24 protein-coding genes are annotated in these 26,200 nt (G+C 74.8%); 13 read left to right on the forward strand and 11 right to left on the reverse strand.

Annotated elements, in window-relative coordinates; translation table 11 throughout:
- Positions 1 to 68: 68 nt before the first annotated feature.
- The 4 genes from N555_RS0105935 (at position 69) to N555_RS0105950 (ending at position 6,491) form a co-directional block, all read left to right on the forward strand.
- Complete coding sequence (locus tag N555_RS0105935) at positions 69 to 2,267, forward strand: MMPL family transporter (RefSeq protein WP_029430577.1); 2,199 nt, start codon at positions 69 to 71, stop codon at positions 2,265 to 2,267.
- A 102-nt stretch (positions 2,268 to 2,369) separates the two neighbouring features.
- A complete protein-coding gene (locus N555_RS0105940; RefSeq protein ID WP_029430578.1) occupies positions 2,370 to 5,048 on the forward strand; it encodes a hypothetical protein in 2,679 nt (892 codons plus the stop codon).
- Complete coding sequence (locus N555_RS25640; protein WP_081866020.1) at positions 5,038 to 5,856, forward strand: ABC transporter ATP-binding protein; 819 nt, start codon at positions 5,038 to 5,040, stop codon at positions 5,854 to 5,856. The genes N555_RS0105940 and N555_RS25640 overlap by 11 nt, the downstream gene beginning before the upstream one ends.
- A complete protein-coding gene (locus N555_RS0105950) occupies positions 5,853 to 6,491 on the forward strand; it encodes an ABC transporter ATP-binding protein (RefSeq protein WP_029430580.1) in 639 nt (212 codons plus the stop codon). Before N555_RS25640 ends, N555_RS0105950 begins: the two co-directional genes overlap by 4 nt.
- On the opposite strand, the gene N555_RS0105955 is transcribed toward N555_RS0105950, so the two are convergent.
- The 5 genes from N555_RS0105955 to N555_RS0105975 all read right to left on the reverse strand — a co-directional run bounded on the left by N555_RS0105955 (position 6,492) and on the right by N555_RS0105975 (position 11,584).
- Positions 6,492 to 7,568 carry an alkene reductase gene (locus N555_RS0105955; protein WP_029430581.1) on the reverse strand — a complete coding sequence of 359 codons (1,077 nt, stop codon included), beginning with the start codon at positions 7,566 to 7,568 and terminating at the stop codon, positions 6,492 to 6,494.
- A gap of 119 nt (positions 7,569 to 7,687) precedes the next feature.
- Positions 7,688 to 8,026, reverse strand: coding sequence for a thioredoxin family protein (locus N555_RS0105960; protein ID WP_029430582.1), 339 nt, complete (start codon positions 8,024 to 8,026; stop codon positions 7,688 to 7,690).
- A 29-nt stretch (positions 8,027 to 8,055) separates the two neighbouring features.
- The gene (locus N555_RS0105965) at positions 8,056 to 8,481 is read right to left on the reverse strand and encodes a winged helix-turn-helix transcriptional regulator (RefSeq protein ID WP_029430583.1); all 426 of its coding nucleotides are present in this window, start codon (positions 8,479 to 8,481) and stop codon (positions 8,056 to 8,058) included.
- Positions 8,482 to 8,548: 67 nt separating this feature from the next.
- A complete protein-coding gene (locus N555_RS0105970; protein WP_034509042.1) occupies positions 8,549 to 10,030 on the reverse strand; it encodes an MFS transporter in 1,482 nt (493 codons plus the stop codon).
- A gap of 108 nt (positions 10,031 to 10,138) precedes the next feature.
- Entirely contained in the window at positions 10,139 to 11,584 is a 1,446-nt protein-coding gene (locus tag N555_RS0105975) for an MFS transporter (protein ID WP_029430585.1), read from the reverse strand.
- 144 nt (positions 11,585 to 11,728) lie between these two features.
- Between N555_RS0105975 and N555_RS0105980 the strand changes: the two genes are divergently transcribed.
- Entirely contained in the window at positions 11,729 to 12,958 is a 1,230-nt protein-coding gene (locus N555_RS0105980) for an EAL domain-containing protein (protein ID WP_029430586.1), read from the forward strand.
- Here N555_RS0105980 and N555_RS0105985 read toward each other — a convergent pair.
- Entirely contained in the window at positions 12,955 to 13,503 is a 549-nt protein-coding gene (locus tag N555_RS0105985) for a GNAT family N-acetyltransferase (protein WP_029430587.1), read from the reverse strand. The two genes, N555_RS0105980 and N555_RS0105985, sit on opposite strands and share 4 nt — an antisense overlap.
- A gap of 65 nt (positions 13,504 to 13,568) precedes the next feature.
- Between N555_RS0105985 and N555_RS0105990 the strand changes: the two genes are divergently transcribed.
- Positions 13,569 to 14,651: a winged helix DNA-binding domain-containing protein gene (locus N555_RS0105990; protein ID WP_029430588.1), complete on the forward strand. Its 1,083-nt coding sequence runs from the start codon at positions 13,569 to 13,571 to the stop codon at positions 14,649 to 14,651.
- 23 nt (positions 14,652 to 14,674) lie between these two features.
- Here N555_RS0105990 and N555_RS0105995 read toward each other — a convergent pair whose 3' ends face one another.
- The gene (locus N555_RS0105995; RefSeq protein WP_304412906.1) at positions 14,675 to 16,519 is read right to left on the reverse strand and encodes an ABC transporter ATP-binding protein; all 1,845 of its coding nucleotides are present in this window, start codon (positions 16,517 to 16,519) and stop codon (positions 14,675 to 14,677) included.
- A 71-nt stretch (positions 16,520 to 16,590) separates the two neighbouring features.
- Here N555_RS0105995 and N555_RS0106000 point away from each other — a divergent pair, with 71 nt between their 5' ends.
- The 4 genes from N555_RS0106000 to N555_RS28930 all read left to right on the forward strand — a co-directional run bounded on the left by N555_RS0106000 (position 16,591) and on the right by N555_RS28930 (position 21,309).
- Positions 16,591 to 17,001, forward strand: coding sequence for a MarR family winged helix-turn-helix transcriptional regulator (locus N555_RS0106000; protein WP_029430590.1), 411 nt, complete (start codon positions 16,591 to 16,593; stop codon positions 16,999 to 17,001).
- A gap of 49 nt (positions 17,002 to 17,050) precedes the next feature.
- On the forward strand, positions 17,051 to 19,135 hold the full coding sequence (locus tag N555_RS0106005; RefSeq protein WP_029430591.1) for a hydantoinase/oxoprolinase family protein: 2,085 nt from the start codon (positions 17,051 to 17,053) through the stop codon (positions 19,133 to 19,135).
- Positions 19,132 to 21,027, forward strand: a complete 1,896-nt coding sequence (locus N555_RS0106010; protein WP_034509046.1) for a hydantoinase B/oxoprolinase family protein — start codon at positions 19,132 to 19,134, stop codon at positions 21,025 to 21,027. Before N555_RS0106005 ends, N555_RS0106010 begins: the two co-directional genes overlap by 4 nt.
- 147 nt (positions 21,028 to 21,174) lie before the next feature.
- Positions 21,175 to 21,309: a hypothetical protein gene (locus N555_RS28930; protein ID WP_255347339.1), complete on the forward strand. Its 135-nt coding sequence runs from the start codon at positions 21,175 to 21,177 to the stop codon at positions 21,307 to 21,309.
- On the opposite strand, the gene N555_RS0106020 is transcribed toward N555_RS28930, so the two are convergent.
- Positions 21,306 to 22,082: a helix-turn-helix transcriptional regulator gene (locus N555_RS0106020; protein WP_029430593.1), complete on the reverse strand. Its 777-nt coding sequence runs from the start codon at positions 22,080 to 22,082 to the stop codon at positions 21,306 to 21,308. The two genes, N555_RS28930 and N555_RS0106020, sit on opposite strands and share 4 nt — an antisense overlap.
- A 118-nt stretch (positions 22,083 to 22,200) precedes the next feature.
- On the opposite strand from N555_RS0106020, the gene N555_RS0106025 reads away from it, so the two are divergent.
- Positions 22,201 to 22,563 carry a nuclear transport factor 2 family protein gene (locus tag N555_RS0106025; RefSeq protein ID WP_029430594.1) on the forward strand — a complete coding sequence of 121 codons (363 nt, stop codon included), beginning with the start codon at positions 22,201 to 22,203 and terminating at the stop codon, positions 22,561 to 22,563.
- Between the two features lie 58 nt (positions 22,564 to 22,621).
- Here N555_RS0106025 and N555_RS28205 read toward each other — a convergent pair whose 3' ends face one another.
- Together N555_RS28205 and N555_RS0106035 are read right to left on the reverse strand one after the other, a co-directional pair.
- Positions 22,622 to 22,783, reverse strand: coding sequence for a hypothetical protein (locus N555_RS28205; protein ID WP_197028911.1), 162 nt, complete (start codon positions 22,781 to 22,783; stop codon positions 22,622 to 22,624).
- An 89-nt stretch (positions 22,784 to 22,872) separates the two neighbouring features.
- Positions 22,873 to 23,340 (reverse strand): DnaJ family domain-containing protein, encoded by a 468-nt coding sequence (locus N555_RS0106035; RefSeq protein ID WP_029430710.1) that lies wholly within the window; start codon positions 23,338 to 23,340, stop codon positions 22,873 to 22,875.
- A gap of 37 nt (positions 23,341 to 23,377) precedes the next feature.
- On the opposite strand from N555_RS0106035, the gene N555_RS0106040 reads away from it, so the two are divergent.
- Positions 23,378 to 23,923 (forward strand): NUDIX domain-containing protein, encoded by a 546-nt coding sequence (locus N555_RS0106040; protein ID WP_034509058.1) that lies wholly within the window; start codon positions 23,378 to 23,380, stop codon positions 23,921 to 23,923.
- 22 nt (positions 23,924 to 23,945) lie between these two features.
- On the opposite strand, the gene N555_RS0106045 is transcribed toward N555_RS0106040, so the two are convergent.
- Positions 23,946 to 24,518, reverse strand: a complete 573-nt coding sequence (locus N555_RS0106045; RefSeq protein ID WP_029430596.1) for an NADPH-dependent FMN reductase — start codon at positions 24,516 to 24,518, stop codon at positions 23,946 to 23,948.
- 182 nt (positions 24,519 to 24,700) lie between these two features.
- Here N555_RS0106045 and N555_RS0106050 point away from each other — a divergent pair, with 182 nt between their 5' ends.
- Positions 24,701 to 26,125, forward strand: a complete 1,425-nt coding sequence (locus N555_RS0106050) for a SulP family inorganic anion transporter (RefSeq protein ID WP_369794008.1) — start codon at positions 24,701 to 24,703, stop codon at positions 26,123 to 26,125.
- The last annotated feature ends 75 nt before the right edge of the window (positions 26,126 to 26,200 follow it).

Below are 26,200 nucleotides of genomic sequence, written 5' to 3' on the forward strand. Positions count from 1 at the left end.
TCCTTGCCGATCGGCTAGGCGCCGTCGCTGTCGCCTCCCACGACTTCCCGAGCACCTGGAGCACTCCCGTGGCCGTCTTCCTGCACCGTCTCGGCCGCTGGGCCTTTCACCGCCGCAGGACCGTCCTCTTGGCCTGGGTCCTCGCCCTCGTCGCGCTCGGCGGCCTGGCCGGAGCGTTCGGCCGCGACGCCGACGCCCAGCTGAGCATCCCCGGCGTCGAGTCGGTCACCGCCCTCGAGACGCTCGACCAGCGCTTCCCGGAGAGCGGCGCGGCCGGCGCCTCGGCCCGCATCGTCTTCGCCGCACCCGAGGGCAGCGCGGTCACCGACCCGCCGTACGCGGCCGCGATCACCGACGCGCTGGCCCGGGCGGCCGACGCCGACCAGGTCGCCGCCGTCAGCGACCCCTTCCAGCGGCAGGGCGTCTCGCCCGACGGCTCGATTGCCTACGCCACCGTCAGCTACCACGCTCAGGTCGACGAGATCACCGACGACGCCCGCGCCCAGCTCCTCGCGGTCGCCGACGACGCCGAGGACGCCGGCCTGCAGGTGGAGTTCGGCGGCGAGGCCACCCAGGCCGTCGCGGCACAGGGAGCGGCCGAGGCCATCGGCGTCCTCGTCGCGCTGGTCGTCCTCGCGATCACCTTCGGCTCGCTGCTCGCCGCCGGACTCCCCCTGCTGACCGCGCTCATGGGCGTCGCCGCCGGCATGGCGGGCGTCACCGCGCTCTCGGCCGTCGTCGACCTGACCAGCACCGCGCCCACGCTCGGGCTGATGATCGGGCTGGCCGTCGGCATCGACTACGCCCTCTTCATCACCGTCCGGCACAAGGAGCAGCTGCGCGCCGGCATGGACCCCCGGGAGTCCGCCGGGCGCGCGGTCGGCACCGCCGGCAGCGCGGTGGTCTTCGCCGGGCTGACGGTCATGATCGCGCTGGCCGGGCTCACCGTCGTCGGCATCCCGTTCCTGACCACCATGGGCCTGGTCGCCGCCGGGATGGTCGGCGTCGCCGTGCTGGTCGCGCTCACGCTCGTCCCGGCCATGCTCGGCTTCGCCGGGAACCGGTTCGACCGGTGGAAGGTCCCCGGACTCCGCCGCCGCCAGGCCGCGCTGGCCAGCGGGGACTCGGCCGGCACCCGCTGGGCCCGCTGGGTGACCCGCCGTCCGGTCGCCGTACTGGTCGCCGGCGTGGTCGGCCTGGGCGTCATCGCCCTGCCCGCGCTCGACCTGCGCCTGGGCCTGCCCACCGAGGGCGACCTCGGCGCGGAGACCACCCAGCGGCAGGCCTACGACCTCCTCGCCGGCGCCTTCGGCCCCGGGTTCAACGGGCCGCTGACCGTCCTCGTCGACGCCACCGACGCCCCCGACCCGCAGGCCGCCTTCGCCGCCACCGCCACCGCCATCGGGGAGCTGGACGGCGTCGCGACCGTCGCCCCGCCGCAGCCCAACGAGGCCGGCGACACCGCGATCGTCTCCGTCATCCCGGCGGACGGTCCCGCGGCGGCCGGCACCGAGTCCCTCGTGCACGACATCCGCGATCTGCGCCAGGGCCTGACCGGGGACACCGGCTCCGAGCTCGCCGTCACCGGCAACACCGCGCTCGGCATCGACATCTCCGAGAAGCTCGGCGCCGCGCTGCCGGTGTTCCTCGTCGTCGTCGTCGGCCTGGCGTTCCTGCTGCTGATGCTCGCCTTCCGGTCGATCCTCGTGCCGATCAAGGCGACCCTCGGCTTCCTGCTCAGCCTCGCCGCCACCTTCGGCGCGCTGGTCGCCGTCTTCCAGTGGGGCTGGCTGGCCGACCTGCTCGGGGTCGAGTCCACCGGGCCGGTGCTGAGCTTCCTGCCGATCCTGCTCATCGGGCTGCTCTTCGGCCTGGCGATGGACTACGAGGTGTTCCTCGTCAGCCGGATGCGCGAGGAGCACGTGCACGGCGCGGCGCCCACGGAGGCGGTGGTCGGCGGTTTCCGCTCCGGCGCCCGGGTGGTGACGGCGGCGGCGCTGATCATGGGCTCGGTGTTCGGCGGGTTCATCCTCGGCCACGACGCGACCGTCAAGAGCATCGGCTTCGCGCTGGCGTTCGGTGTGCTGGTCGACGCCTTCGTCGTGCGGATGGCGATCGTGCCGGCGGTCATGACGCTGCTCGGCGACCGCGCCTGGTGGCTCCCGCGCTGGCTGGACCGCGCCCTGCCCGACGTCGACATCGAGGGTGCGGCCCTCGAGCGGCGCGACGCCGATGCCGAGCGCGAGCTCGCCACCGCGCACAGCTGACCGGCGGACGCTCCGGCAGTGCCCCTCCCCAGGGGGCACTGCCGGAGCGTCCGAGACCTGTTCGTGCTGGATCCCGCGGACCGGCCCGGCTAGGTTCCGCGGATGCGCGCCTCCGGCTCTCGGCCGCGGCGCGCCCTGCGCCGGCTGCGGATCGCGCTCGTCCCCCACCGCGACCAGGCACTCGCCCTCGCCGTGCTGGCCGCCGTGCTCGCCGCCGTCGCCGTCTCCGTCCCGCTGCTCACCGGCACCGCCGAGGAGGGCAGCTGGGAGCGCGAGCGGGCCCGGACCGCGGCGGTCGACGTGGGCACCACGTACGCGACGACGACGATCACCGATCCCACCGACCCCGAGCCGCCCTCGGCCACCCGCGCCGCGCTCGTCGACGACGCGGTCACCGCGACCGTCGTCGAGCTCGGCCTGGACGCGCCGCGTGCGCTGCTCCGCGTCCGCGACACCTTCTTCGTGCCGACGCCGGAGGGGGCCAACCGGGTCCTGCTGTTCTCCCGCACCGACGCGGAGGACAACGTCGACCTGGTCGCGGGCGAGGCCCGCGCCGACGCCGTCCTGGTCCCGCAGCGCTTCGCCGAGCTCACCGGACTGGGCCCCGGCGACGTCCTGGTCACCGAGATCCCCGGCGGGGCACCGCTGGAGCTGCCGATCGGGGGCGTGTACGCCGAGCTCCCGGCGGAGCTGCCGGACTACTGGACCGGGCAGGACGCGCTCCTGACCCAGCCCCGCTACCGCGGCCTCGACGACCCCGTCTACCCGACCGTCGCGGTGATCGCCCCCCGGTCCCTCGTCCTCGAGGCCGCCGACCAGCTCGAGAGCAGCGTGTTCCTCGAGTGGTTCCTGCCGCTGCCCGACGGCCTGGACGTCGACGAGGCCCGCGCCGCCACCGCCCAGCTCGACCGGCTCCGGTCGCGGCTGGCCTCCGCGTCAGGAACGGTCGGCCGGCTCGCCGCGGCCGCCGGCATCGGGCCGCCCGCGCCACGGTCCCGGCTGCCCGAGGCCCTGCAGACCGCCGAGCGCACCGTCGAGCTGCTCGTCCCGCCCGTGACCGCCGTCGGCGCCGGCGGGTCGCTGGCGGCCCTGGTCCTGGTCGGCGCCTGGGCCGGGCAGCGCGTCCGCCGGCGCGAGGGCGAGCTGCGGGCGCTGCTCGTGCGCGGGCTCTCCCCCACCCGTGCGGCCGGCTCCGCCCTGCGCGAGGCGGTGCTGCCGGTGGTCGTCGGCACGGCCGCCGGCGGCGCGGCGGGGTGGCTCCTGGTCCGCGCGTTCGGCCCCTCCCCGCACCTCCCGGACGGCGTCGCGGTACGGGCCGTCGCCGTGCTGGCCGGCGGCGCGCTGCTCGCGGTCGCCACCGTCGGCGTCGTCACCGCCGCGGCCGTCGGCCGGATGGACGTCGTCGGCCGCCGGCCCCGCCGCGCCGTGCCGTGGGTGGCGGTCAGCGCGGGCATCACCGTCGCCGTCACCGCGCTGGTGCTGACCGGGGACACCGACGGCGACGGCGACCTGCACCTGCTCCCGCTGGTCCTCCCGCTCCTGGCCACCGTGGTCGCGGCCGGCGCGCTCACCGCCCTGCTGCCCCGGCTGGGCCGCCGCGGCCGCGCCCGCCTGGGCCGGCTGACCCCCGCCCCCTTCCTGGCGCTCTCCCGCGTCGCGGCCGGCCGCGGCGCCGTCCGGCTCGTCGTCGTCACCACGGCCCTGGCGCTCGGGCTCGTCGTCCAGGCCGGCACCCTCGCCGACTCCGCGGCCCGCACCGTCGACGCGAAGGCCGCGGTCGCCGCGGCCAGCGACGTCGTCGTGCCGTTGCTGCGCCGGGTCCCCGAGGCGGGACCGGCGCCGGAGGGGACGACGGTCGTGGAGCGCACGACCGGACCCCTCACCCTGGTGCCGGGCGGGCGCGAGGTCGACGTGCTGGCCGTGCGGCCCGACGACCTGACCGGTGTGGTCCGCTGGGACCCGCAGCTGGCCGACCGCTCGCTGGAGGAGCTCGCCGCCGCGCTGGGCGACTTCCGGGGCGACCGGGTACCGGTCCTGCTCGCCGGGCCGTTCCCCGAGGACCTCGGCGACGAGCTCGTGGCCGAGTTCGCCCGTGTCTACGCCGTGCCGGTCGAGGTGGTGGGTCGGGTGTCGGCCTTCCCGGGGCAGACCGACGGCCCGCTCCTCGTCGCCGACCAGGACGGTTTCGCGGCCGCCATCCGCGCCACCGGCCGCGACCCGGAGACCTTCCTGGACCAGGAGCTGTGGGCCCGCGGGGAGGCCGCTCCGCTGCTCGGCGCGCTCACCGCCGCCGGCTGGGCGTTCGACCCCGACCAGGTCGTCACCGCCGGGGACTTCGCCGTCCGGCCCGAGCTCAGCGCCCGCGCGTGGTCCTTCGGTCACCTCCGCGCGGTCGCGGCCCTCGCCGGGCTGCTCGGCCTCACCGGCCTGGCGCTGCAGGCAGCCGCCCAGCAGCGCCGCCGGGCCGCCGCCTCCGTGCTGCTCACCCGGATGGGCGTCGGGACGGCGTCCCAGCGCACCGCAGCGGCGCTGGAGACCGGTCTGCTCGCCGGCCTCGGCGCGCTCCTCGCGATCGCCGTGGCCCTGCCGGTCTCGGTGCTGCTGGTGGACCTGCTCGACCCGGTGCCCGACGTGCTGCCCGGTCCCGTGGTCGCGGTGCCCTGGGGGAGCCTGGTCGCCGTCGTCGCGGGCGCCGTCCTCGCCACCGTCGCGGGGGCGCTCCTGACCGGCCGCGCCGCGCGGCAGGCCGACGGCGGGCGGGTGATGCGCGATGCCACATGAGGCCCCGGCGGCCGTCTGTGAGGGACTGGTCCGCATCTACTCCTCGCCCAGCGGTGAGGTGCACGCGCTCAAGGGCGTGGACGTCGTCGTCCCGGCCGGCCGGGTCACCGCGATCACCGGCCCGTCCGGCTCGGGGAAGAGCTCCCTGCTGCGCATCCTGGCCGCGCAGGACCGGCCGACCGCGGGCCTCGCCGAGGTCGCCGGGCAGTCGCTCACCGGCCTGTCCACCCGCCGCCTGCGGGCGCTGCGCCGCCGGTCGATCGGCTACGTCTTCGCCCGCCCGGCGCAGAACCTGGCCCCGCACCTGACCGCCCGGGAGCACCTGGCCGCCGCCGCACGGCTGCGCGGCACGAACGGGGACGACGCCGCCGAGCTGCTGGAGCGCCTCGGCCTCGCCGACCGCGCCGACCACCTGCCCGCGCAGCTCTCCGGCGGGGAGCAGCAGCGGCTGGCGTTCGCCCAGGCGGTGACCGGCCGGCCCGCGCTCCTGGTCGCCGACGAGCCGACCAGCGAGCTGGACAGCCGGACGACCACCGACCTGATGGCGGCCGTGCGCGGCCTGGCCGACGCCGGGACGACGGTCGTGCTGGCCACCCACGACGCGCTCGCCGCCGCCGCGGCCGACCGGGTGGTGCACCTGCGCTCGGGGACGGTCGCGCACGAGGAGGTGGCCGGCCGCCGGCTGGCGGTGATCGACGGCGACGGCCGGGTGCAGCTGCCGGCGGACGCGCTCGCCCTCTTCCCCGAGCGGCGCGCGCTGCTGGAGATCACCGAGGACGGCGTCGTGCTGCGGGAGCCCGGGTCGTGAGCGCACTGCAGGGCGTGGGCCTGGTGAAGTCCTACCGCCGTGGCCGCGAGGACGTGCACGCCCTGCGCGGGGTGTCGCTCGAGGTGGCGCCGGGCGAGCTGGTGGCGCTGCTGGGCCGCTCGGGATCCGGCAAGTCGACGCTGCTCAACTGCCTGCTCGGCTGGGAGCGGCCCGACGCCGGCACCGTCGACGTGCCCGGGGTGCTCGTTCCGCAGGACGCGCCGTGGACGACCGTCGCCGTCGTCCCCCAGCAGTTCGGCCTGCTGGAGGAGCTGACCGTCGAGGGCAACGTGGTCCTGCCCGCCCGGCTGGCCGGCCACGAGGACCCGGCCGCGGCCGCGACGGCCGTCCTCGAGGCGCTCCGGCTGGACTCCCTCGCCGACCGGCTGCCCGCCGAGGTGTCGCTCGGCGAGCAGCAGCGGACGGCGCTGGCCCGCGCCCTCGTCGTCCGCCCGGCCTTCGTGCTGGCCGACGAGCCGACCGGCCACCTCGACGAGGAGCTCACCGGCACGGTGCTCGGCGTGCTCCGGTCCGCCTGCGCGGCCGGCACCGGGGTGCTCGTGGCCAGCCACGACCCGGCGGTGGTGGCGTCGGCCGACCGGGTGCTGCGGCTCGAGGACGGCCTGCTGAGCTGATCAGCCGGCCTGCAGCGTCGGGTAGTCGGTGTAGCCCTCGGCGCCGTCGGCGTAGTAGAGGTGCGGCCGCTGCTCGTTCTCCGGGTGCTGCCCGGCCCAGCGCTCGACGAGGTCGGGGTTGGCGATCACGGCCCGCCCGACGGCGACGACGTCGGCGTGGGCGCTGTCGACGAGCGCCGTCGCCTCCTCGCGCGTGGTGATCGACCCGAAGCCGCTGTTGGCCATGAGCGGTCCGTCGAAGCGACGGCGCAGCTCCTGCACCAGGTCGCCGGCCGGCTCGCGGTGCAGCACCGAGAGGTAGGCCAGGCCCAGCGGGCGCAGCTGGTCCATCAGGTACCCGTAGGTGGCGAGGACGTCGTCGCGGTCGGGCTCGAGCGCGTCCTGGATGCCGTGCTCCGGGGAGATCCGCAGGCCCACCCGGCCCGCGCCGACCGCCTCGGCGACGGCGGTCGCGACCTCGACGACGAAGCGCGCCCGGTTCTCCGGGGAGCCCCCGTACTCGTCCTCGCGCCGATTCGAGGCCGGGGAGAGGAACTCGTGCAGCAGGTAGCCGTTGGCACCGTGCAGCTCGACGCCGTCCAGGCCGGCCTCGATCGCGCGGCGGGAGGCGTCGACGAAGGTCTGCACCCGCTCGCGCACCTCGGCGGTGGTGAGGGCGTGCGGCACCGGGTAGGCGTGCTTGCCGGCGGCGGTCCGCGCCTCGCCGTCGATGGCGATCGCGCTCGGCGCCTCGACCCGGCGGCCGCCGTTGATCTCGGGGTGGGTGACCCGCCCGCCGTGCATGACCTGCAGGACGATGCGGCCGCCGCGGGCGTGCACGGCGTCGGCGACGCGGCGCCAGCCGGCGACCTGCTCGTCGGTGACGATCCCCGGCTGGCCGACGAAGGCCTGCGACTCGTGCACCGGGTAGGTCCCCTCGGTGACGATCAGGCCCAGGCCGGCGCGCTGGGCGTAGTGCTCGACGACGACGTCGCCGGGGATGCCGAGCGGGCCGGAACGCATCCGGGTCAGCGGGGCCATCGCCACGCGGTTCGTCAGCTCGAGGTCGCCCAGGGTCACGGGGGAGAAGAGGTCCACGCCTGGTTCCGACGCACCCACCGGCTCCGGCATTCCGGGAGGCGACGGGAGTCACTCCGGCGATGCTCGTGCTCTGCCCAGCATGCTGGGCAGAGCACAAGCGTCCGGAGGTGGGGACCTCAGGCCGCGGTGGCGGCCAGGTACGGCTCGAGTGCCTGCATGATCATCGCCTGCGGCCGGGCGCCGACGACGGTCGTGACCAGCTCGCCGCCGACGAACAGGCCCAGGGTCGGCATCCCCATCACGCCGTAGCGGCGGGTGGTCTCGGGGTTCTCGTCGACGTCGAGGGCGAGCACGCCCATCCGGCCGGCCTGCTCCTCCGCGATGCGCCCCAGCACCGGCGCGATCATCCGGCAGGGCCCGCACCAGGCCGCGGTGAACTCGACGAGCACCGGCGTGGTGCTGGCGAGCACGTCGGCGGCGAAGGTGGCGTCGGTGGTGGTGGCCAGGTCGGCCATGGCGATCTCCCTGTTCGACGAGGGCCCGGTCAGCGGTTGACCTGGGCGACGAGCCGTTCCCGCGGGGCGATCTGCGCCCCGCACTCGCAGGTCAGCCGGGCCGTGACCCGCCCGCCGCAGCCGCCGTGCCGGTAGACGACGTCGGCCTGCGTGGTGGCGCCCAGGTGCCGTTCGCCCCAGTCCGACATCGCCGCGAGCAGCGGCAGCAGGTCGTACCCGGCGTCGGTGAGCACGTACTCCGACCGCACCCGGCTGCCGGGCAGCTGGTACGGCCGCGTGGCGAGCACCCCGGCCTCGGTGAGCCGGCGGAGGCGGTCGGAGAGCACCGTGCGCGAGGCCCCGGTGGCCGCCTCGAGCTCGTCGAAGCGCCGCAGCCCGAGGGACACCTCGCGCACGACGAGCAGCGCCCAGCGCTCTCCAACCAGCATCAGCACCTCGGCCACTCTCTCGCGCACAGTGCTGAGTCTGGATCCAGCATCCAGCTACGTCAAGCAGTACGGGCCCTGGGCGAGCCGCCGGGCGCTACTCCCGGCCGTCGCCCACCAGGGTCGCCCCGGCGACGACCGCGGCCTGGGGGTGCCGCTCGGGGACCGCGGGCTCCTCGTGGGTGACCGGGTCCCTCCGGACCGCCGGGATGAGCAGGCCGGCGACCGCGGCGAGCAGGAGCCCGCCGGAGGCCAGCAGGAACGCAGCCTGGTAACCGGACTCCTGCGGGAGCCCGGACGCGGTGGCGCCGGCGGTGACGACCCCGGCGAGGACCGCCGTCCCGATCGACCCGCCGATGGTCCGGATGTTGGTGTTCATGCCGCTGGCCACGCCGGTCTGGGTCGGCGGCACGGCCGCCACCACGAGGTTGGCCATGGCCGAGAAGGCCAGGCCGAACCCGATGCCCATGAGGACGCAGATGAGGCTGACCTCCCAGAGCGAGTCGTTGACGAACGCGATCAGCGCGAAGCCGACCGCGGTCGACAGCGCGCCGGCCATGAGCAGGTTCTTCGAGCCGAAGCGCCGCGCCAGCCGGCCCGACGCGAGGCCCGTGGAGAAGGACGCGGCGGACTGCGGCAGGAGCACCAGCCCGGACACGGTGATGGACGCGCCGAGCCCGTAGCCGCTGATCACCGGGGTCTGGAGGAACTGCGGGATGAAGGCGAACCCGGAGTACATGGCCGCCCCGAACAGGAACCCGACCACGTTCGCCGTCCAGACGCCCCGGACCCGCATCATCCGCATGTCGACCAGCGGCTGCCGGGCCCGCGACTCGACCGTCACCCAGAGGGCCAGCAGGACGACGGCGGCGACCAGCAACCCGACCACCGTGGGCGAACTCCACCCCCACTTCGGGGCCTGGCTGATCGCCAGCAGCAGGCAGACCAGCCACGCGGAGAGGAGCACCGCCGCCAGGGGGTTCAGGGTGCCACCGGGCCGCGACCGGGACTCCGGGATCACGAAGTGCGCGGCCACGGCGGCGATCACCACGAGGACCAGGGGGACCCAGAACAGCCCGTGGTAGCCCAGGGTGTCGACGATCGGGCCGGCGAGGACGACGCCCAGCGCGCTGCCGACCGCCATCAGGGACGAGATGGTGCCCACCGCCCCGGGCACGCGGTGCGACGGGAACTCGTCGCGGATCATGCCGAAGGCCAGCGGCAGCACACCGCCGCCGCAGCCCTGCAGCAAGCGTGCCGCGATCATCAGCGGCAGTGCCGTCGCCAGCGCCGCGAGCAGGCTGCCGAGCGCGACCAGACCCAGCGCGAGGACGAAGATGCGCTTCTTGCCGACCATGTCCCCGAGCCGGCCGAGGATCGGCGTGGCCACCGCGGTGGCCAGGAAGTTGGCGGTCAACACCCACGCGATGTCGGCCTGCGTGGTGCCGAGCTCCCGCTGGAGCGTGGACAGCACCGGCGCCACCAGGCCCTGCTGGAGGACGAAGGCGACCACGCCGAGGGCCAGGACCGCGTAGGTCACCTGGTAACGAGCGCGCGGCGGCGCGAGATCGGCGGTCACGATGCTGGCAGCCCTCCGTTCTCGTTGCTGAACGCAACCGAAGATACGGGACGCCTTTCGATACGGCGCACTGCCGACGGTGTGACGTACGCCCGTGCGGCGCGGTCCCTAGGAGTCGGACGGCAGCGGGGCCAACGGCGTCGCGGCACCCGCCACGGCGGCCCGGCGGGCGGCCCGCCGGGGGTCGGGCATGACCCGGGTGGCCAGGGTGGCCCCGACCATGGCGACGGTGAGCAGCAGGAAGCCGGTGGTGTACCCGGCCTCCGTCGGCAGGCCGCCGGGCGGCGCGGTCGAGGTGACGACGGTGGCCATGACGGCCGAGCCGATGGAGCCGCCGATGGTGCGGATGTTGGCGTTCATCCCGCTCGCCGCGCCGGTCTGCTCGCGGGGCACGGAGGTCACGACCACGTTGGCCAGCGCCGCCTGGGTCGTGCCGGTGCCGAAGCCCAGCAGCACGAAGGCGATCGCCAGCTGCCAGTGCTCGTCGTGCGCCACGGTGACCACCGCGTAGGCCAGGGCGGTCAGCAGCGTGCCGGCGGTGACGATGTTGCGGGAGCTGAACCGGCGTCCCAGCCGGCCGGCGGCCAGGCCCGCGCAGAAGCCGGCCGCGGTCTGCGGCAGCAGCGCGAGCCCGACCTGGCTGATCGTCGAGCCGAAGCCGTAGCCGGCCGAGGGCGGCGTCTGCATGAACTGGGGGATGAACGCGAACGCGGCGAAGATCGTCAGCCCGACGAGGAAGGCGATGAGGTTCGCCGTCCAGACCGCGCGCAGCCGCATCATCCGCATGTCGATGAGCGGCTGCGCCGACCGGGTCTCCACGGCGATCCAGCCGCCGAGCATCAGCGCTCCGGCCGCCAGGAGGCCCAGCACCCGCGGCGACCCCCACCCCCACGCGGTGGCCCGGCTCACCCCGAGCAGCACGCAGACCAGCCAGCCCGACAGCAGCAGCGCGGCCGGGACGTTGACCCGGCCCGGGGTGCGCACCCGCGACTCGGGGATGACCCGGTGGGCGATGGTCGCCGCGACCACGCCAACGCCCATGGGCAGCCAGAACAGCCAGTCCAGGCCGAGCGCGGAGTCGATGGGGCCGGCGATCACCAGGCCGGAGCCCGAGCCGACCGCGATGAGGGACGACAGCGCACCGATGGCGGTGGCCACGCTCGCGTCGGGGAACTCGTCGCGCAGGATGCTGTAGCCGAGCGGGATGACACCACCGCCGATCCCCTGCAGCGCGCGGCCGACGATCATCAGGGGCATCGCGCCGGCCAGCGCGGACAGCAGGCAGCCGAGGCTCAGCACCAGGAGCACGGTGACGAACAGCCGGCGCTTGCCGAACATGTCGCCGAGCCGCCCCACGATGGGCGTGGCCACGGCGGCGGCCAGCAGGTTGGCCGTCAGCACCCAGGTGACGTCGGCCTGGGTCGTGTTCAGCTCGGCCTGGATCGCCGGCAGCACCGGGATCACCATCGACTGCAGCAGCGAGTAGGTGCACAGCCCCGCCGCCAGGACGAGGAAGGTCACCCGGTGCGACGTGCGACCGTCCCGCTCGTCCACGCTGCTCACCCCGCCCGACTGGTTGCTGCCGCCAACTGAGCACTGTGACAGGCGGCCGCCGGGGTGGCCCATCCGGGTGAGCACCGCTCAGTAGCCGGCCGGGGGCTGCCGATGGAGGGGGACCACCTCCGGAAGGGACACCCCGTGCGTCGTCAGCGTTCGGCCGCAGACCAGCAGATCGCCGAGCTGCTCGGCACGGCCCGCAGCGCGCTCGGCATGAGCGTCGCCTTCCTCAGCCGGTTGGACGGGACCACCCAGCACCTGGAGGTCGTGGAGGCTTCCCGCCCGGCGTCGGTGCTCGTCCACGAGGGCGCCCGCGTGGTCCAGGAGACCTCGTTCTGCCAGGCGATCCTCGACGGCCGGCTGCCCGCGGTGATCCCGGACGTGAAGGACTCCCCGCTGGCGATGTCGCTGCCCTCGGCGCGCATCCCCCGCATCCGCAGCTACGTCTCCGCTCCCGTCCGGCTCAGCGACGGCAGCCTGTACGGCACCTTCTGCGCGTTCGGCTTCACGTCCGACCCCGAGCTCGGCAAGCGCGACCGCGCGCTCATGGACGTCCTCGCCGGGGCCGCGGCCGTGATCGTCGAGCCCGAGCTGCGCGACCAGGAGCGGCGCAGCGAGATCGACGCCCGCCTCGACCCGATCGTGGCCGACGGCGGGCCGACCGTCGTCCTGCAGCCGATCGTCGACCTCGCCACCGGCGCCCGCGTCGGCGCCGAGGCCCTCAGCCGCTTCCCCGCCCAGTGGGAGAAGGCCCCCGACGTCGTCTTCGCCGAGGCGCACAGCGTCGGCCGCGGCCACGAGCTGGAGATCCTGGCGCTGCAGGGCGCCGCGGCGCACCTGGACCGGGTCGGCGGCTACGTCGCCATGAACGTCTCCCCCGCCACCCTGCTGACCCGGCCGTTCGCCGACCTGCTGGCGACCCTGCCGCTGTCGCGCGTGCTGCTCGAGCTCTCCGAGCACGACCAGGTGGAGAGCTACGACGACCTGACGTCGGCCCTGCTGCCGTTCCGGGCCGCGGGCCTGCGGCTGGCGATCGACGACGTCGGCGCCGGGTTCTCGTCCCTGCGGCACATCGTCCTGACCTCCCCCGACGTGCTGAAGCTCGACCGGAGCATCGTCGCCGGCGTGGGCACCGACCCCGTGCTGCGCACCCTCGTCTCGTCGCTGGTCACCTTCGGCCACGGGTGCGGCGCGACGCTCGTCGCCGAGGGGATCGAGACCGCGGACGACGCCGGCACGCTGCTCGCCCTCGGGGTGGACCTCGGACAGGGCTGGCACTTCGGCCGTCCCGGCCCGGTGGAGGCCCTGGCGCCGGCCGGGGTGTCCACCCCCGGGCTGTTCTCGCCCGTCGGTTCGCCCGCCTCCGTCTAGGCCGGCCGGCCGATGCGGTAGACGACGTGGTCGGGCGGGTCGACCGGGTTGTCCGGCGTCAGAGGCCCCTCGGCGAGACGGGTGAAGCCGGCCCGTTCCAGGGCCCGCCACGAGGCGACGTTGCCCAGCGCCACGGGGACGACGACGTCGGCCGCGGCCGGGTACCGCGCCCAGCCCTCCGCCACGAACGCCGCGATCGCCGCGGCACCGGCACCCCGGCCGCGCATCGAGGGCTCACCGATCAGGTAGTCGATGCTCAGCGCCCCCTCGGGCACCCCGAACACCGGCGCGAGCTCCACCCCGTACTCCGGGTTGTCCGCGAAGGTGTAGCGCTGCAGCAGGCCGAAGGGCCGCCCGCCGGCGCAGGCCAGCTCGATCTCGGTGGGATCGGCGCCATCCAGCACCGGCCCGAAGTCGGCCTCCACCGCCTCGGGCGAGGGGTCGTGGGCCCACCACCGCGCGACCAGCGGCTCGGCCAGCCACCGGCCCAGCAGCGGCAGGTCGGCACGCTCCAGCGGGCGGAACGCGATCCGGAGCTCCGGCACCCGGCTGAGGGTAGGGGCCCGAACCCGGCCACGACCTGACACCGTTCCCCCCTACCGTCTCCGGCATGACGCTCTCCGCGACCGCCGGCCAGGTCCTCGGCGCCCGCGTCCGCGCCCAGCAGCTGGACCGGGACGCCGGGACGGCCGGCGACACCGCCGTCCTCGACATCGGCGTCCAGGACACCGGCACCGACGGCGGGCTGTGGGCGCTCGCCCTGCGCGGGGTGCACCCGGAGCCCGGTGAGCTGGCGACCGTCTGGACGGTCCGCGGCGCCCCGCACCTCTACCGGCGGGCCGACCTTCCGGCGGTGGCCGCCGCGACGGCGCCCCTGTCGGAGGCCGACGCCGCCAAGCGGGTGTTCGACGCGGCCAAGCAGCTCAAGGCCGCGGGCATCCCGGTGCTGACCGGTCTGGACACGGTGGCCGCGGCGATGCGCTCGATCGTCGACGGGCCGATGGTCAAGGGCGAGATGTCCGGCCGCCTCCGCGAGGTGCTCCCGGAGCCCTACCTGCGCTACTGCCGGCCCTGCGACGCGATCCACGCCTACGAGCAGACCTTCCGGCTGGCGGCGCTGCGGGCCGGGCTGGAGCTGCAGCCGGGCACCTCCCCGCCGGTGCTCCAGCCGGTGCCCGGTCTGGTCCCGGCCGCGGAGGTCCCCGAGCGGTTCGACGTCGTCCGCGCCTACCTGCGGCTCCTCGGCCCGGCGACGCCGCAGCACGTCGCCGGCTACCTCGACGGACCGGTCAAGGAGGTCAAGGCGCACTGGCCCACCGACGCCGTCGAGGTGGACGTCGACGGCGAGCGCCGCTGGACGCTCGCCCCGGACACCCTGGACGGCGGACCGCCCGCGGTCACCCGCCTGCTCGGGCCGTTCGACCTCCTCCTCCAGGGCCGCGACCGCGAGCTGATCGCCCCCGACCCGGAGCACCGGAAGGCGCTGTTCCCGGTGCTGGGCCGGCCCGGGGCGGTGCTGTCCGGCGGTGCGATCGCCGGGGTGTGGCGCCCGCGCAAGGCCGGGTCGTCGCTGACCGTCGCGGTCGAGCTGTGGATACCTGCGACGGCGTCCCTGCGCAGCGCCGTCGAGGAGCAGGCCGAACGCCTGGCCGCCTTCCGCGGCGTCCGGCTGAAGGCCGTCGAGCTGACCTAGGGGCGTTTCGCGCGCGAAAGTCCTCAGGCCGCCAGCACCGCCTCGCGCTCGCCGACGGCGACGAGGTCGGCGTACCTCCCGCCACGGGCGACCAGTTCGGCGTGCGTGCCGGTCTCGGCCACCCGCCCGCCGTCGAGGACGACGATCCGGTCGGCGTCCCGCACGGTGGACAGGCGGTGGGCGATGGTGATCGTCGTCCGGCCGCGGCGGGCCTCGTCGAGCGCCACCTGCACCGCGCGCTCCGTCCGGGTGTCGAGCGCGCTCGTGGCCTCGTCGAGCACCAGCACCCGCGGGTCCCGGAGCAGGGTGCGGGCGATGGCGAGCCGCTGCTTCTCCCCGCCGGAGAACCGGTACCCGCGGGCACCGACCACGGTGTCGTAGCCGGCCGGGAGCGCGGCGATCACGTCGTGCACCTGGGCCCGCCGGGCCGCGGTCTCGATCTCGGCGTCGGTGGCCTCCGGCTTCGCGTGCCGCAGGTTCTCGCGGACGGTCGTGTGCAGCAGGTAGGTCTCCTGAGCCACGACGCCCACCACCTCGGCGAGGGTGGCCAGCCGCAGGTCGCGCAGGTCGACGCCGTCGAGGGTCACCCGGCCGCTGGTCGGGTCGGCCAGCCGGGCGACCAGGGAGGCCAGGGTGCTCTTGCCGGAGCCGGTCTCGCCCACCAGTGCGAGGGTGCTGCCGGCCGGCACGGTCAGGTCGACGTCGTCGAGGGCCGGCCGGGCGCCGTCGGGGTAGGTGAAGCCGACGTGCTCGAAGCGCAGCTCCCCACGGACGACGGCGGGGTCGAGCTCGACGGGCCGCGCCGGGTCGTCGATCTCCACGGGCAGGTCCAGGTACTCGAAGACGCGACTGAACAGCGCCATCGAACTGGTCACCGACACCCCGACGTCGAGCAGCTGCATCAGCGGGCGGAACAGCGCGCCCTGCAGGGTGGTGAAGGCGACCAGGGTGCCGATCGTCATCCCGCCCGAGGTCGCCGGGAGGCCGGCGAACAGGTAGATCAGCGCCGGGATGCCGGCGAAGACGATGCTCATCGTCGCCATCCGCCAGCGGCCGGCCAGCTGGGAGCGGACCTCCAACGCGACGAGGTCCTCCGACGTGGTGGCGAACCGCCGCGACTGGGCCGGGCCCGCGCCGAGCGTCTTGCCCAGCAGCACGCCGCTGACCGACAGCCCCTCCTCCACCTGCCCGTGCAGGTCGGCCAGCGACCGCTGCCGCTGCGCCGTGACGGCGCGCCGCATGCGGGCGACCCGGCGGGTCAGCACGATCGCCGGCGGGAGGACGACGAGGGAGAGCAGCGACAGCCGCCAGGACAGCGCCACCATCGCGACGACGGTGCCGACGACGGTCGTGGCGTTCGACGCCAGCGAGGTCGCCGTCGACGTCACGACCGACTGCATGCCGCCGATGTCGTTCATCAGCCGCGACTGGACCTCGCCGCCGCGCGTGCGGGTGAAGAACCCGAGCGACTGGCGCTGCAGGTGGCCGAAGACCGCCGTCCGCAGGCCGTGCATGACGCGCTGGCCGACGGTGGTCGACAGCCAGGTCTGGACGACGCCGAGGACGGCGGTGAGCACGGTGACCGAGACCATGCCGGCGACGGCCCAGGCCAGCAGCCGGACGTCCTGGTCGGGGAGCGCCTCGTCGATCACCAGCCGGACGAGGAACGGTGTCGCCAGGGCCACGGTGGACGAGGCGACGATCAGCGCCACCACCGTCGCGACCTGCGCGCGGTAGGGGCGGAACAGCGCCGTCACGCGGCGCAGCGGGACCGGGGAGCGTTCGAGCTGCGCCCGGTCGGCGGGATCCCGGGTGCGACCTCCGCGGCCGCCCCCTCCCTGCATCTGGATGTCGTCGACGACGACCACCTCCTGGAACCGAAGAATGCTGAGGCTACCTCACGTTCCGGTAACCGCTGCGTTCTCGCTACCATTCCCCGGTGTCCGACTCCGCCGCCCTGGGCGAGCTCCTCATGCGGGCCGCGCGCGCCCAGCGCCGGCGCTGGCGGGAGTCGCTGGCCCCCTGGGACCTGTCGCCGCACCACGCACGGGCGCTGCGGGTGGTCGGCGGCCGTGAGGGCATCCGGCTGTCGGAGCTCGCCGAGGAGCTGCACATCGCGCCCCGGTCGGCGACCGAGGTGGCCGACGCGCTGCAGGCACGGGGACTGGTCGAACGGACCGCCGACCCCGCCGACCGCCGCGCCGTCGTCCTCCGGGTGACCGAGCAGGGCCGGTCGGTGCAGCGGGAGGTGGCCGCCGCGCGCGACGCCGACAACCGCGAGCTCTTCGGCCGGCTCTCGGAGTCCGACCGCGCGGAGCTGGCCCGCCTGCTGACCGCGCTGGGCGACTGAGGCTCGGCGACAGCTTCCCGGCGCGATTCCTCAGCCCTAAGGTTTCGGCATGAGCGTCCCGACCGCCGCGCGGCGGATCCGCATCGGCATCGACACGGGGGGCACCTTCACCGACGTCGTCGCGGTGGACGAGGAGACCGGGCGGACGGCGACCACCAAGACGCCGTCGACGCCGGCCGACCCCGCCGAGGGCTTCCTGGCCGGCGTCCGCAAGGTGCTCGACCTGATGGACCTCACCGGGGAGTCGGTGACCGCGGTCAGCCACGGGACGACGGTCGCGACCAACCAGCTCCTCGAGGGCAAGCTCGACCGGATCGGGTTCATCACCACCGAGGGCTACGAGTCGGTGCTGGAGATCGCCCGCCAGTCGGTGCCCGACGGCTACGGCAACAGCTACTTCTGGGTCAAGCCGCCGCGGATCGTGCCGGCCGACCTGGTCCGCACCGTGGGCGGCCGGCTCGCGGTGACCGGCGAGGAGGTGCGCCCCTTCGACCGGGACGACGCCGTGGCCGCCGCCCGCTTCTTCCGCGACGCCGGCATCACCACCCTCGGCGTCTGCTTCCTGCACTCCTACGCCGACGACGCGCACGAGCGGGCGATGCTGGCGGTGCTCCGGGAGGAGCTGCCCGGCGCGGTGGTGTCGCTGTCGAGCGAGGTGCTGCGCGAGTACCGCGAGTACGAGCGGTCGGTGACCACGCTGGTCGATGCCGCGGTCAAGCCCCGGGTCGGCGCCTACGTGACCAACATCCGCACCCGGCTCGACGAGATCGCGCCCGGCGTGCCGTTCTACGTGATGAAGAGCAACGGCGGCGTGCTCTCGGCCGAGGAGGTCGTGCACCAGCCGATCACCACGATGCTGTCCGGTCCCGCTGCCGGGGCGCTCGGCGCGGCGCTGATCGCCGGAGCAGCCGGGTTCGACCGGGTGCTGACCTGTGACGGCGGGGGCACCTCCACCGACGTGACGGTGGTCGTGGACGGGGAACCGACCCTGACCACCGAGGGCTCGGTCGGCGCCTATCCCTCGAAGATCCCGATGATCGACGTCGTCACCGTGGGCGCCGGAGGGGGCTCGATCGCCTGGCTCTCCCCGGAGGGCACGCTCAAGGTGGGACCGCAGTCGGCCGGCGCGGACCCCGGCCCGATCTGCTACCCCTCCGGCGGCGATCGGCCCACCGTCACCGACGCGCACGTGGTGCTCGGCCGGATCCCGCCACACCTGCTGGGCGGGGAGATCCCGCTGTCGGTGGACGCGGCGCGGGCCGGGCTGCAGCGCCTCGGCGAGTCGCTGGACATGGACCTGGAGCGCACCGCCACCGGCATCCTCGAGATCTCCGCGTGGAACCAGGCCAACGCGCTGCGCCAGGTGACCGTCGCCCGCGGCCTCGACGTCCGGGACTTCACCCTCACCACGTTCGGCGGCTCGGGCTCGCTGCTGGCCTGCCGGCTGATGGACGTGCTCGGCCTCCCGCGCACCCTCGTCCCGCCGAACCCGGGCAACGTGAGCGCCTTCGGGCTGCTCACCGTCGACGTCCGCAACGACTACGTGCAGACCGTGGTCAGCAAGCACGCCGACCTGGACCTCTCCCGGGTGCGGTCGGTCTACGCCGGGCTGGAGGACCGCGCCCGCGGGGCGCTGGACGGCGAGGGCTTCGCCCGCGACGAGCAGCGCATGCAGCGGACGGCGGACCTGCGCTACGTCGGCCAGGCCTTCGAGGTCCGGGTGCCCGTGGCGGACGGCGACCTCGACACGGCCGCCGCCGACGACGTCGCCCAGGCCTTCCACGCCGCACACCGCCAGCTGTACGGCTACGACTTCGCGACCGATCCCCGCCAGGCCGTCGAGTGGGTCAACCTCCGGGTGAGCGGGATCGGGCCGATCCGCCGTCCCGACCTGGTCGAGCTGCCACCGGCCGCGGGTGGGGCGGACCGGGCCGTCACGGGCTCGCGCCGGGTGTTCTTCGACGACTGGGTCGACACGCCGACCTACGACCGGATCCGGCTCGCACCGGGCGACGTGGTGGCCGGACCGGCCATCATCGAGGAGTTCGGGTCGACCGTGCCGGTGCACCCCGGCTTCGCGGCGACCGTCGACGCCCACGGGAACCTGCTGCTCACGAGGGAGTCCGACCGATGAGCACGTCGCGCGGGAAAGTCCCCTCCGAGACCAAGGTGGACGCCGACCCCGTCCTCGTCGAGATCGTCGCCGGGACCCTCGCGGCGATCGAGCGCGAGGTCGAGACGGCGATCGGGCGCACCTCGCGGTCGCCGATGATCCGGGACGCGCACGACTTCCGGGCCGGCATCCACGACCGGCAGCTGCGCAAGCTCACCGGCCGCTCGTACTCGGCGCTGGTGCACCCGGTGGTGCGCGACTACCCGATCGAGACGATGAACGTCGGTGACGTCTTCTTCCACAACGACGTCTACCTCTCCGAGGGCGGGATCGGCCACCTGCCCGACCTCTGCGTGACGGTGCCGGTCTTCGCGGGGAACGCGGAGACGGGGGAACCCGAGGTCGTCGCCTTCGTGCAGGCCTTCGGGCACCACGACGACATCGGCGGCGCGGTGCCGGGGTCCATGCCCTCGGCGGCCACCTCGGTGTTCGAGGAGGGCCTGATGGTCCCGCCGATCAAGCTGTGGGACCGCGGCGTGCCCAACGAGAGCGCGCTGAAGATCATGACGCGCAACTCGCGGATGCCCGACTCGCTGGCCGCCGACCTCGACGCCGAGTGCTCGGCCTGCCTGGCCGGCGCGCGGCGGCTGGGTGAGCTGTTCGACCGGTACGGCGTCGCCGCGGTGCAGGCCTGCTTCGAGGCGATCCTCGCCAACTCCACCGAGGTCTACCGGCGGGAGATCCTGAGCCAGATCCCCGACGGCACCTACGTGTGGGAGGACTACGCCGAGCACGACGGCGTCGAGGAGCCCCAGCTCCACCGCCAGCGGATCACGCTCACGATGGACTCGACGGCACCGGTGCCCCTGGTCATCGACTTCACCGGCACCGGCCCGCAGGCCAAGGGACCGATCAACCACTGCGGGGACTACGCCGACGGCAACTTCCTCAAGAAGTGGCTGGCCCCGATCCTGCGCAACCTCGCCGCGACGCCCGAGCGGATGGCGCAGCTCGACGTCAACGAGGGCGTCGTCCCGCTGATCGAGATGCGCTTCCCGGAGAAGGGCACGCTGCTGACGCCGGTCTTCCCGGCGCCGACCAACGCCCGGACCTTCGTGATCCTGCGACTGCTCGGCGTGCTGGCCGGCGTGCTCGCCAAGGCCACCGGCGGCCGGATGCCCGCCGACCAGGAGACGATCCGCTACACCGGCGTCTACGGCACCGACGCCGACGGCCAGCCCTACCTCATGCGCGAGGTGCTCGGCGGCGGCTCGGGCGGGCGGTACTACGCCGACGGCGAGGACACCATCCACGTCGTCCCGGACTCGCGGAACCTGCCGACCGAGTTCACCGAGTCGCGGTTCCCGCTGCGGGTCGAGCGGCTCGGGCTGGCCGTCGACTCGGGCGGGCCGGGCCGGTACCGCGGCGGCTGCGGGTACGAGAAGGACATCCGGGTGCTGCGGGACGCGCACTTCATGTCGATCGCCGACCGCTCGATCCTCGCCTGCTGGGGCGTGAAGGGCGGCAAGGCGGGACGGCCGTTCTCGATCACCGTCGACCCCGGCGGACCCGGCGAGCACGAGGTCGACGCGCTCGCCGACGCCGAGCCGCTGCCCGCGGGCACCGTCGTCCGGATCCGGACCACGGGCGGCGGCGGCTGGGGCGACCCGCTGGACCGGCCGGTCGCCGACGTCCTGCGCGACATCGCCTGGCGCAAGGTCTCGGTGGCCGGCGCGCGGGCGGACTACGGCGTCGTGGTGCTCGACTCCGGAGAGGCCGACGAGGTGGCGACGGCGGCGCTGCGCGACGAGCTCCGGGCGGCCCGGACCGGCGAGGAGCCGTTCTTCGACCGCGGACCCGGCTACGCGACGCTGTCCGGCGGGGCCGCGTTCAACGAGTTCGACGTCCTCTGACACCTCCTCCCCGCACGGTCGTGCTCTGCCCCGCCCCCATGGGCAGGGCACGGTGATTCCCCGTGCTCTGCCCACGGAGGGTGGGCAGAGCACGAGCGAGCCGGAGGACACCCGGCGGGCGCGTCCCGGAGAGGGCAGGCTGGGCGCATGAGCGAGCCGCGCGAGGAGAACGAGACCGGCGGCAACAACCTGCGCCCCGGCCAGCACGACGAGGGTGGGCACGGCGGCATGGCCACCCGTGAGCTGGAGGCGGAGCAGGCCGAGGAGGACGGCGAGGACTAACCCGCCCGACGCAGCGCCTCGGCCGTCGCGGTGTCGGCCGGCAGGAACGCCTCGACGCTGAGCTCGGCGGCGGTGACGTCGACGGCGGTGCCGAACGTCGTCACCGTGCTGACGAACGAGAGCAGCCCCCGGTCGGTGCGCAGCCGCAGCGGGACGACGATGCCGTCGGGCGTCGTCCGGTCCGTTCCGCCCGGCATCGCGGCGAGCTCGCGGTGCAACGCGGCCAGCGCCGGGTCGCCGGTGAGGTGGGCCTCGCGGTCGAGCCGGTGCAGCACGTGCCCCCGCCACTGGGGCAGGTTGGCGATCCGGGGCGCCAGGCCGTCCGGGTGCAGGCTCAGCCGCAGCACGTTGACCGGCGGCTCCAGCAGGTGGGCGGCGGCGCCCTCGGTCAGCAGAGCGACCGTCCGGTTCGCCGTCACCAGCTCCCACGAGCGGTCGACCACGAGCGCGGGATAGGGCTCGTAGGCGGTCAGCACGAGGTCCAGGGCCCGGCTGACCGCGGCCATGTCGGGGTGGTCCAACCCGCGGGAGCCGTAGGCCGGCGCGAAACCGGCGGCCAGCAGGAGCACGTTCCGCTCCCGCAGCGGCACCTCGAGCCGGTCGGCGAGGTGCAGCACCATCTCCCGGCTGGGCCGCGCCCGCCCGGTCTCGACGAAGCTCAGGTGCCGCGTCGAGACACCCGCCTCGCTGGCCAGGTCGAGCTGGGACAGCCGGCGGCGCCGGCGCCAGTCGCGCAGCAGGTCCCCGACGGGTGGGCGGACGGCGGTGGTCACGCCGCGGACGCTAGCGACGACCCGGCGTCGCGTCGCTTACCCGCGAGGTAATCGACACCGTTCCCCCGGGCGGCAACCGTCGTCCTCGGCAGGACCACCCCGACGAACGGAGAACGACATGACCGCCACCCCCGACCACGCCGAGCGCTACCTCGCCGCCTGGAACGCGACCGACCCCGCGGCCCGCCGCGCGGCCGTGGCCGAGGTGTTCGCCGCCGACGCCCGCTACACCGACCCGCTGGCCGACGCCCAGGGCCGGGAGGCCATCGAGGCGACCATCGCCGCCGTCCAGGCGCAGTTCCCCGGCTTCGTCTTCACGCTCGCCGGGCCGGCCGACGCCCACCACGACCAGATGCGCTTCACATGGCACCTCGGCCCGGCCGGGCAGGAGGCGCCCATCGTCGGGTCCGACGTCGCGGTCGTCGACGCCGACGGGCGGATCCGCACCGTCCTGGGCTTCCTGGACCGGGTCCCGACTTGAACGGCACAGCCCGAGGAACGCCCGGCTGGTCCTCCGCGGAGGGCCGGCCGGGTCCCGCTCAGCCGAGGGGCTCGGTGGGACCGGGCGTGGGCTTGGCCTCGTCGCCCGTCGTGCCCTCGCCCGCGTCGGGAGCGTCCTCGACGTCCTCCGGCGCGGTCGGCGTCTGCTCCTTGACGTTCTCCCGGGCCTGGTCGCGGTCGGTGCCTGGTACCTCGGACATGACGGTCCTCTCGTCGGTGACGGACCCTCAGGACCTACCCCGCCCGGCGACGACGACCCCGGCGTTCGCCCGCGGCGCAACGGCAGCTGTCAGCCGCGGCGCCACCACCGGCGACGCCGCGGCTCGGGCGGTGGCTCGGCGGCCGGGGGCGGGGGCCGGGTCGCCGTCCAGTGGCCGACGAGCGCCTCGACGTCGGCCAGGCCCGGGACCGGCGCCCAGCGGCTCTCCTGCGGCCGCCGCCAGAAGGCCTCCACCCGCGCGTTGTAGTCCTCCGCGAGCGCGCGGACGGCGTCCTCGCTCGCCAGGCGCAGCACCCGCTCCGGCAGCTCGTCGCGCTCGCGGCGCAGCCGCAGCCCCGGCGGCAGCATGTCCGCCGTCTGCACGCCCTCGCGGCGGGCCTTGGCCAGCGCCCAGTCGTAGGCGGTCTGCTCGGGGTCGATCTGCAGCGGCTTCCCCGAGCTCGGCAGGCCCGAGAACGCGCCGCGCTCCTGGGCCTGCCTGATCTGCTGCTCCACCCAGGTCTCGAAGGAGACCCCGGTGGGTTTCCGGTCGGTCATCGCTCCCCATGGTCCCCGGTCTGAGAGGGTCGGGCACGTGCGGACGACCAGCAGCCGGGAGGTGTACCGCAACCCGTGGATCCGGGTGCGGGAGGACGCGATCGAACTCGCCGACGGCTCCAGCAGCGTCTACGGCGTCGTCGAGAAGCCGGACTTCGCCCTCGTGCTGCCCGCGGAACGCGACGGGTTCTGGCTGGTCGAGCAGTTCCGGTACCCCATCGGCCGTCGGGCGTGGGAGTTCCCGCAGGGCGGCTGGCCGCACGGCGCCGGCGGGACAGCGGAGGAGCTGGCCCGCGCCGAGCTCGCCGAGGAGACCGGCTTCCGCGCCGGCGCGCTGCGCCACCTCGGCCACCTGGACCTCTCCTCCGGGCTGTCCACCCAGGAGTTCGACGTCTGGCTGGCGACCGACCTGACGCCGGGGCCCACCGCGCGGGAGGCGAGCGAGGCGGACATGCAGCAGGCGTTCGTGACCGAGGCCGAGCTGCGCGAGATGGTGCGCACCGGCCGGTTCACCGACGCCCCGTCGCTCGCGGCGTACTCGCTGCTCCTCCTCGATCGCACCGGAGGAGATCCGTCGGCGTGACGCCGACGGATCTCCTCCGCGGTCAGGCGGCGCGGAGGGTGCTCAGGGCGCCGGTCACCCGCAGCAGCTCGTCCAGCATCGCCTTGCCACCGGCCTCGAGCTCGGCGTTGGCGACGAAGACCTCGTCCTCGTCGAGGAACTGGGGGAAGAACGGGATCGAGACCGCCTCGGGCACCGTGTGCAGCCGGAGCGCCGCAAGGACGGGCTTGAGCGCGGTCGCGGCGCGCAGACCCGCGGAGACACCGCCGTAGGAGACCAGGCCCGCGGCCTTGTCGGCCCACTCGCCGTGCAGGTGGTCCAGCGCGTTCTTCAGCGAGGCCGGGAAGGAGTGGTTGTACTCCGGCGTCACGAACACGAACGCGTCGCCGCGGGAGACCGTGGCGCTCCAGTCGCGGGTGGCCTGGTGCACGTACTGCCCCAGGCGCGGGTGGTTGGGCTCGTCGAGCAGCGGCAGGCCCACCTCGGCCAGATCGACGAGCTCGACGTCGAAACCGCCGTGCGCCTCGGCCAGCTGCTGCACCCACCGGGCGATCGCGATGCCCTTGCGGCCGGGACGGGTGCTGGCGGCGACCACCTGCAGGACGGGACGGGACACGGTGCGCTCCAAGGACGACGAGACGTTTCGTTGAACTCTCAACTCTGCCGTCCGCTCGGCATTCCGGTGTGCGCCCGTGACGGATCTCGCATCCGCCTCCACCCGCGGGGGCGGGGGCCCGGGCAGGATGGGGCCACGTGCCGCCTGCGCTCGCCGATCTGCGTCCGACCCGCCCCGCGTGGCTGGCTCCGCGGGTCGCCCGCACCGAGGTCCTCGCCGGCCTGGTGACCGCCCTGGCGCTGATCCCCGAGGTCATCAGCTTCTCCATCCTGGCCGGCGTCGACCCCCGGGTGGGCCTGTTCACGTCGTTCACGATGGCCGTCGTCATCGCGTTCACCGGCGGCCGGCCGGCGATGGTCAGCGCCGCGGCGGGAGCCACCGCCCTCGTGGTCGCGCCGCTGGTGGCCGACCACGGCGTCGAGTACCTGGTCGCCGCGGTGATCCTGGGCGGGGCGTGCCAGGTCCTGCTCGCGGCGGCGGGCATCGCGCGGCTCATGCGGTTCGTCCCGCGCAGCGTCATGGTGGGCTTCCTCAACGCGCTGGCGATCCTCATCTTCAGCGCGCAGGTGCCGCACCTCATCGGCGTCCCGTGGCTGGTCTACCCGATGGTCGCCGCCGGCCTGGCCGTCATGGTCGGCCTGCCGCGGCTGACCACCGCCGTCCCGGCCCCGCTGGTCGCCACCATCGTGCTCACCGGCGTCACCGTGCTGGCCGGCTGGTCGGTGCCCGACGTCGGCGACGAGGGCGCCCTGCCCGACAGCCTCCCGTCGCTCGTGCTCCCCTCCGTGCCGCTGACCTGGGAGACGCTGACCATCGTCGCGCCCTACGCGCTGGCCATCGCCTTCGTCGGTCTGATGGAGTCGCTGCTGACGGCGAAGCTGGTCGACGACCTCACCGACACCCGCTCGGACAAGACGCGGGAGTCGTGGGGCCAGGGCGTGGCCAACATCGTCACCGGGTTCTTCGGCGGCATGGGCGGCTGCGCGATGATCGGCCAGACGATGATCAACGTGCGGTCGGGCGGCCGCACCCGGCTCTCGACCTTCCTCGCCGGCGTCTTCCTGCTGGTGCTGGTCGTCGCGCTCGGGGACGTCGTCGCGGTCATCCCGATGGCCGCCCTCGTCGCGGTGATGGTCTTCGTGTCGTTCGTGACCTTCGACTGGCACAGCCTGCGCACGCTGCCGTCGATGCCGTGGAGCGAGACCGCGGTGATGGTCTCCACCGTCGCCGTCGTCGTGTGGACGCACAACCTCGCCATCGGCGTCGCCGTCGGCGTCCTCGTCGCCTGCGTGCTCTTCGCCCGCCGGGTGGCCCACCTGGTACGGGTCACCGGCCGCACCGCGGACGACGGCACCCGCGTGTACACCGTCACCGGAGCGCTCTTCTTCGCCTCCAGCAACGACCTCGTGGAGCAGTTCGACTCCGCCGGCGATCCCGACCGCGTCGTCGTCGACCTGTCCGGGGCCTCGGTGTGGGACGCGTCCACCGTGGCGACCCTCGACGCGATCACCACCCGGTACGCCGCCCGCGGCAAGCGGGTGGAGATCACCGGCCTGGACGGGCACTCGGCCGACCGCTACGAGCGGCACACCGGCCGGCTCGGCTGATCGACCCGGCCGACCGGCGAACGGGATCCGGCGCGACCCGATCGTGACTTGACTCCCGGCCGGCGCTCGTGCCGC

The organism is Blastococcus sp. URHD0036, from assembly GCF_000701365.1.
In the GTDB taxonomy this organism is placed as follows: domain Bacteria; phylum Actinomycetota; class Actinomycetes; order Mycobacteriales; family Geodermatophilaceae; genus Trujillonella.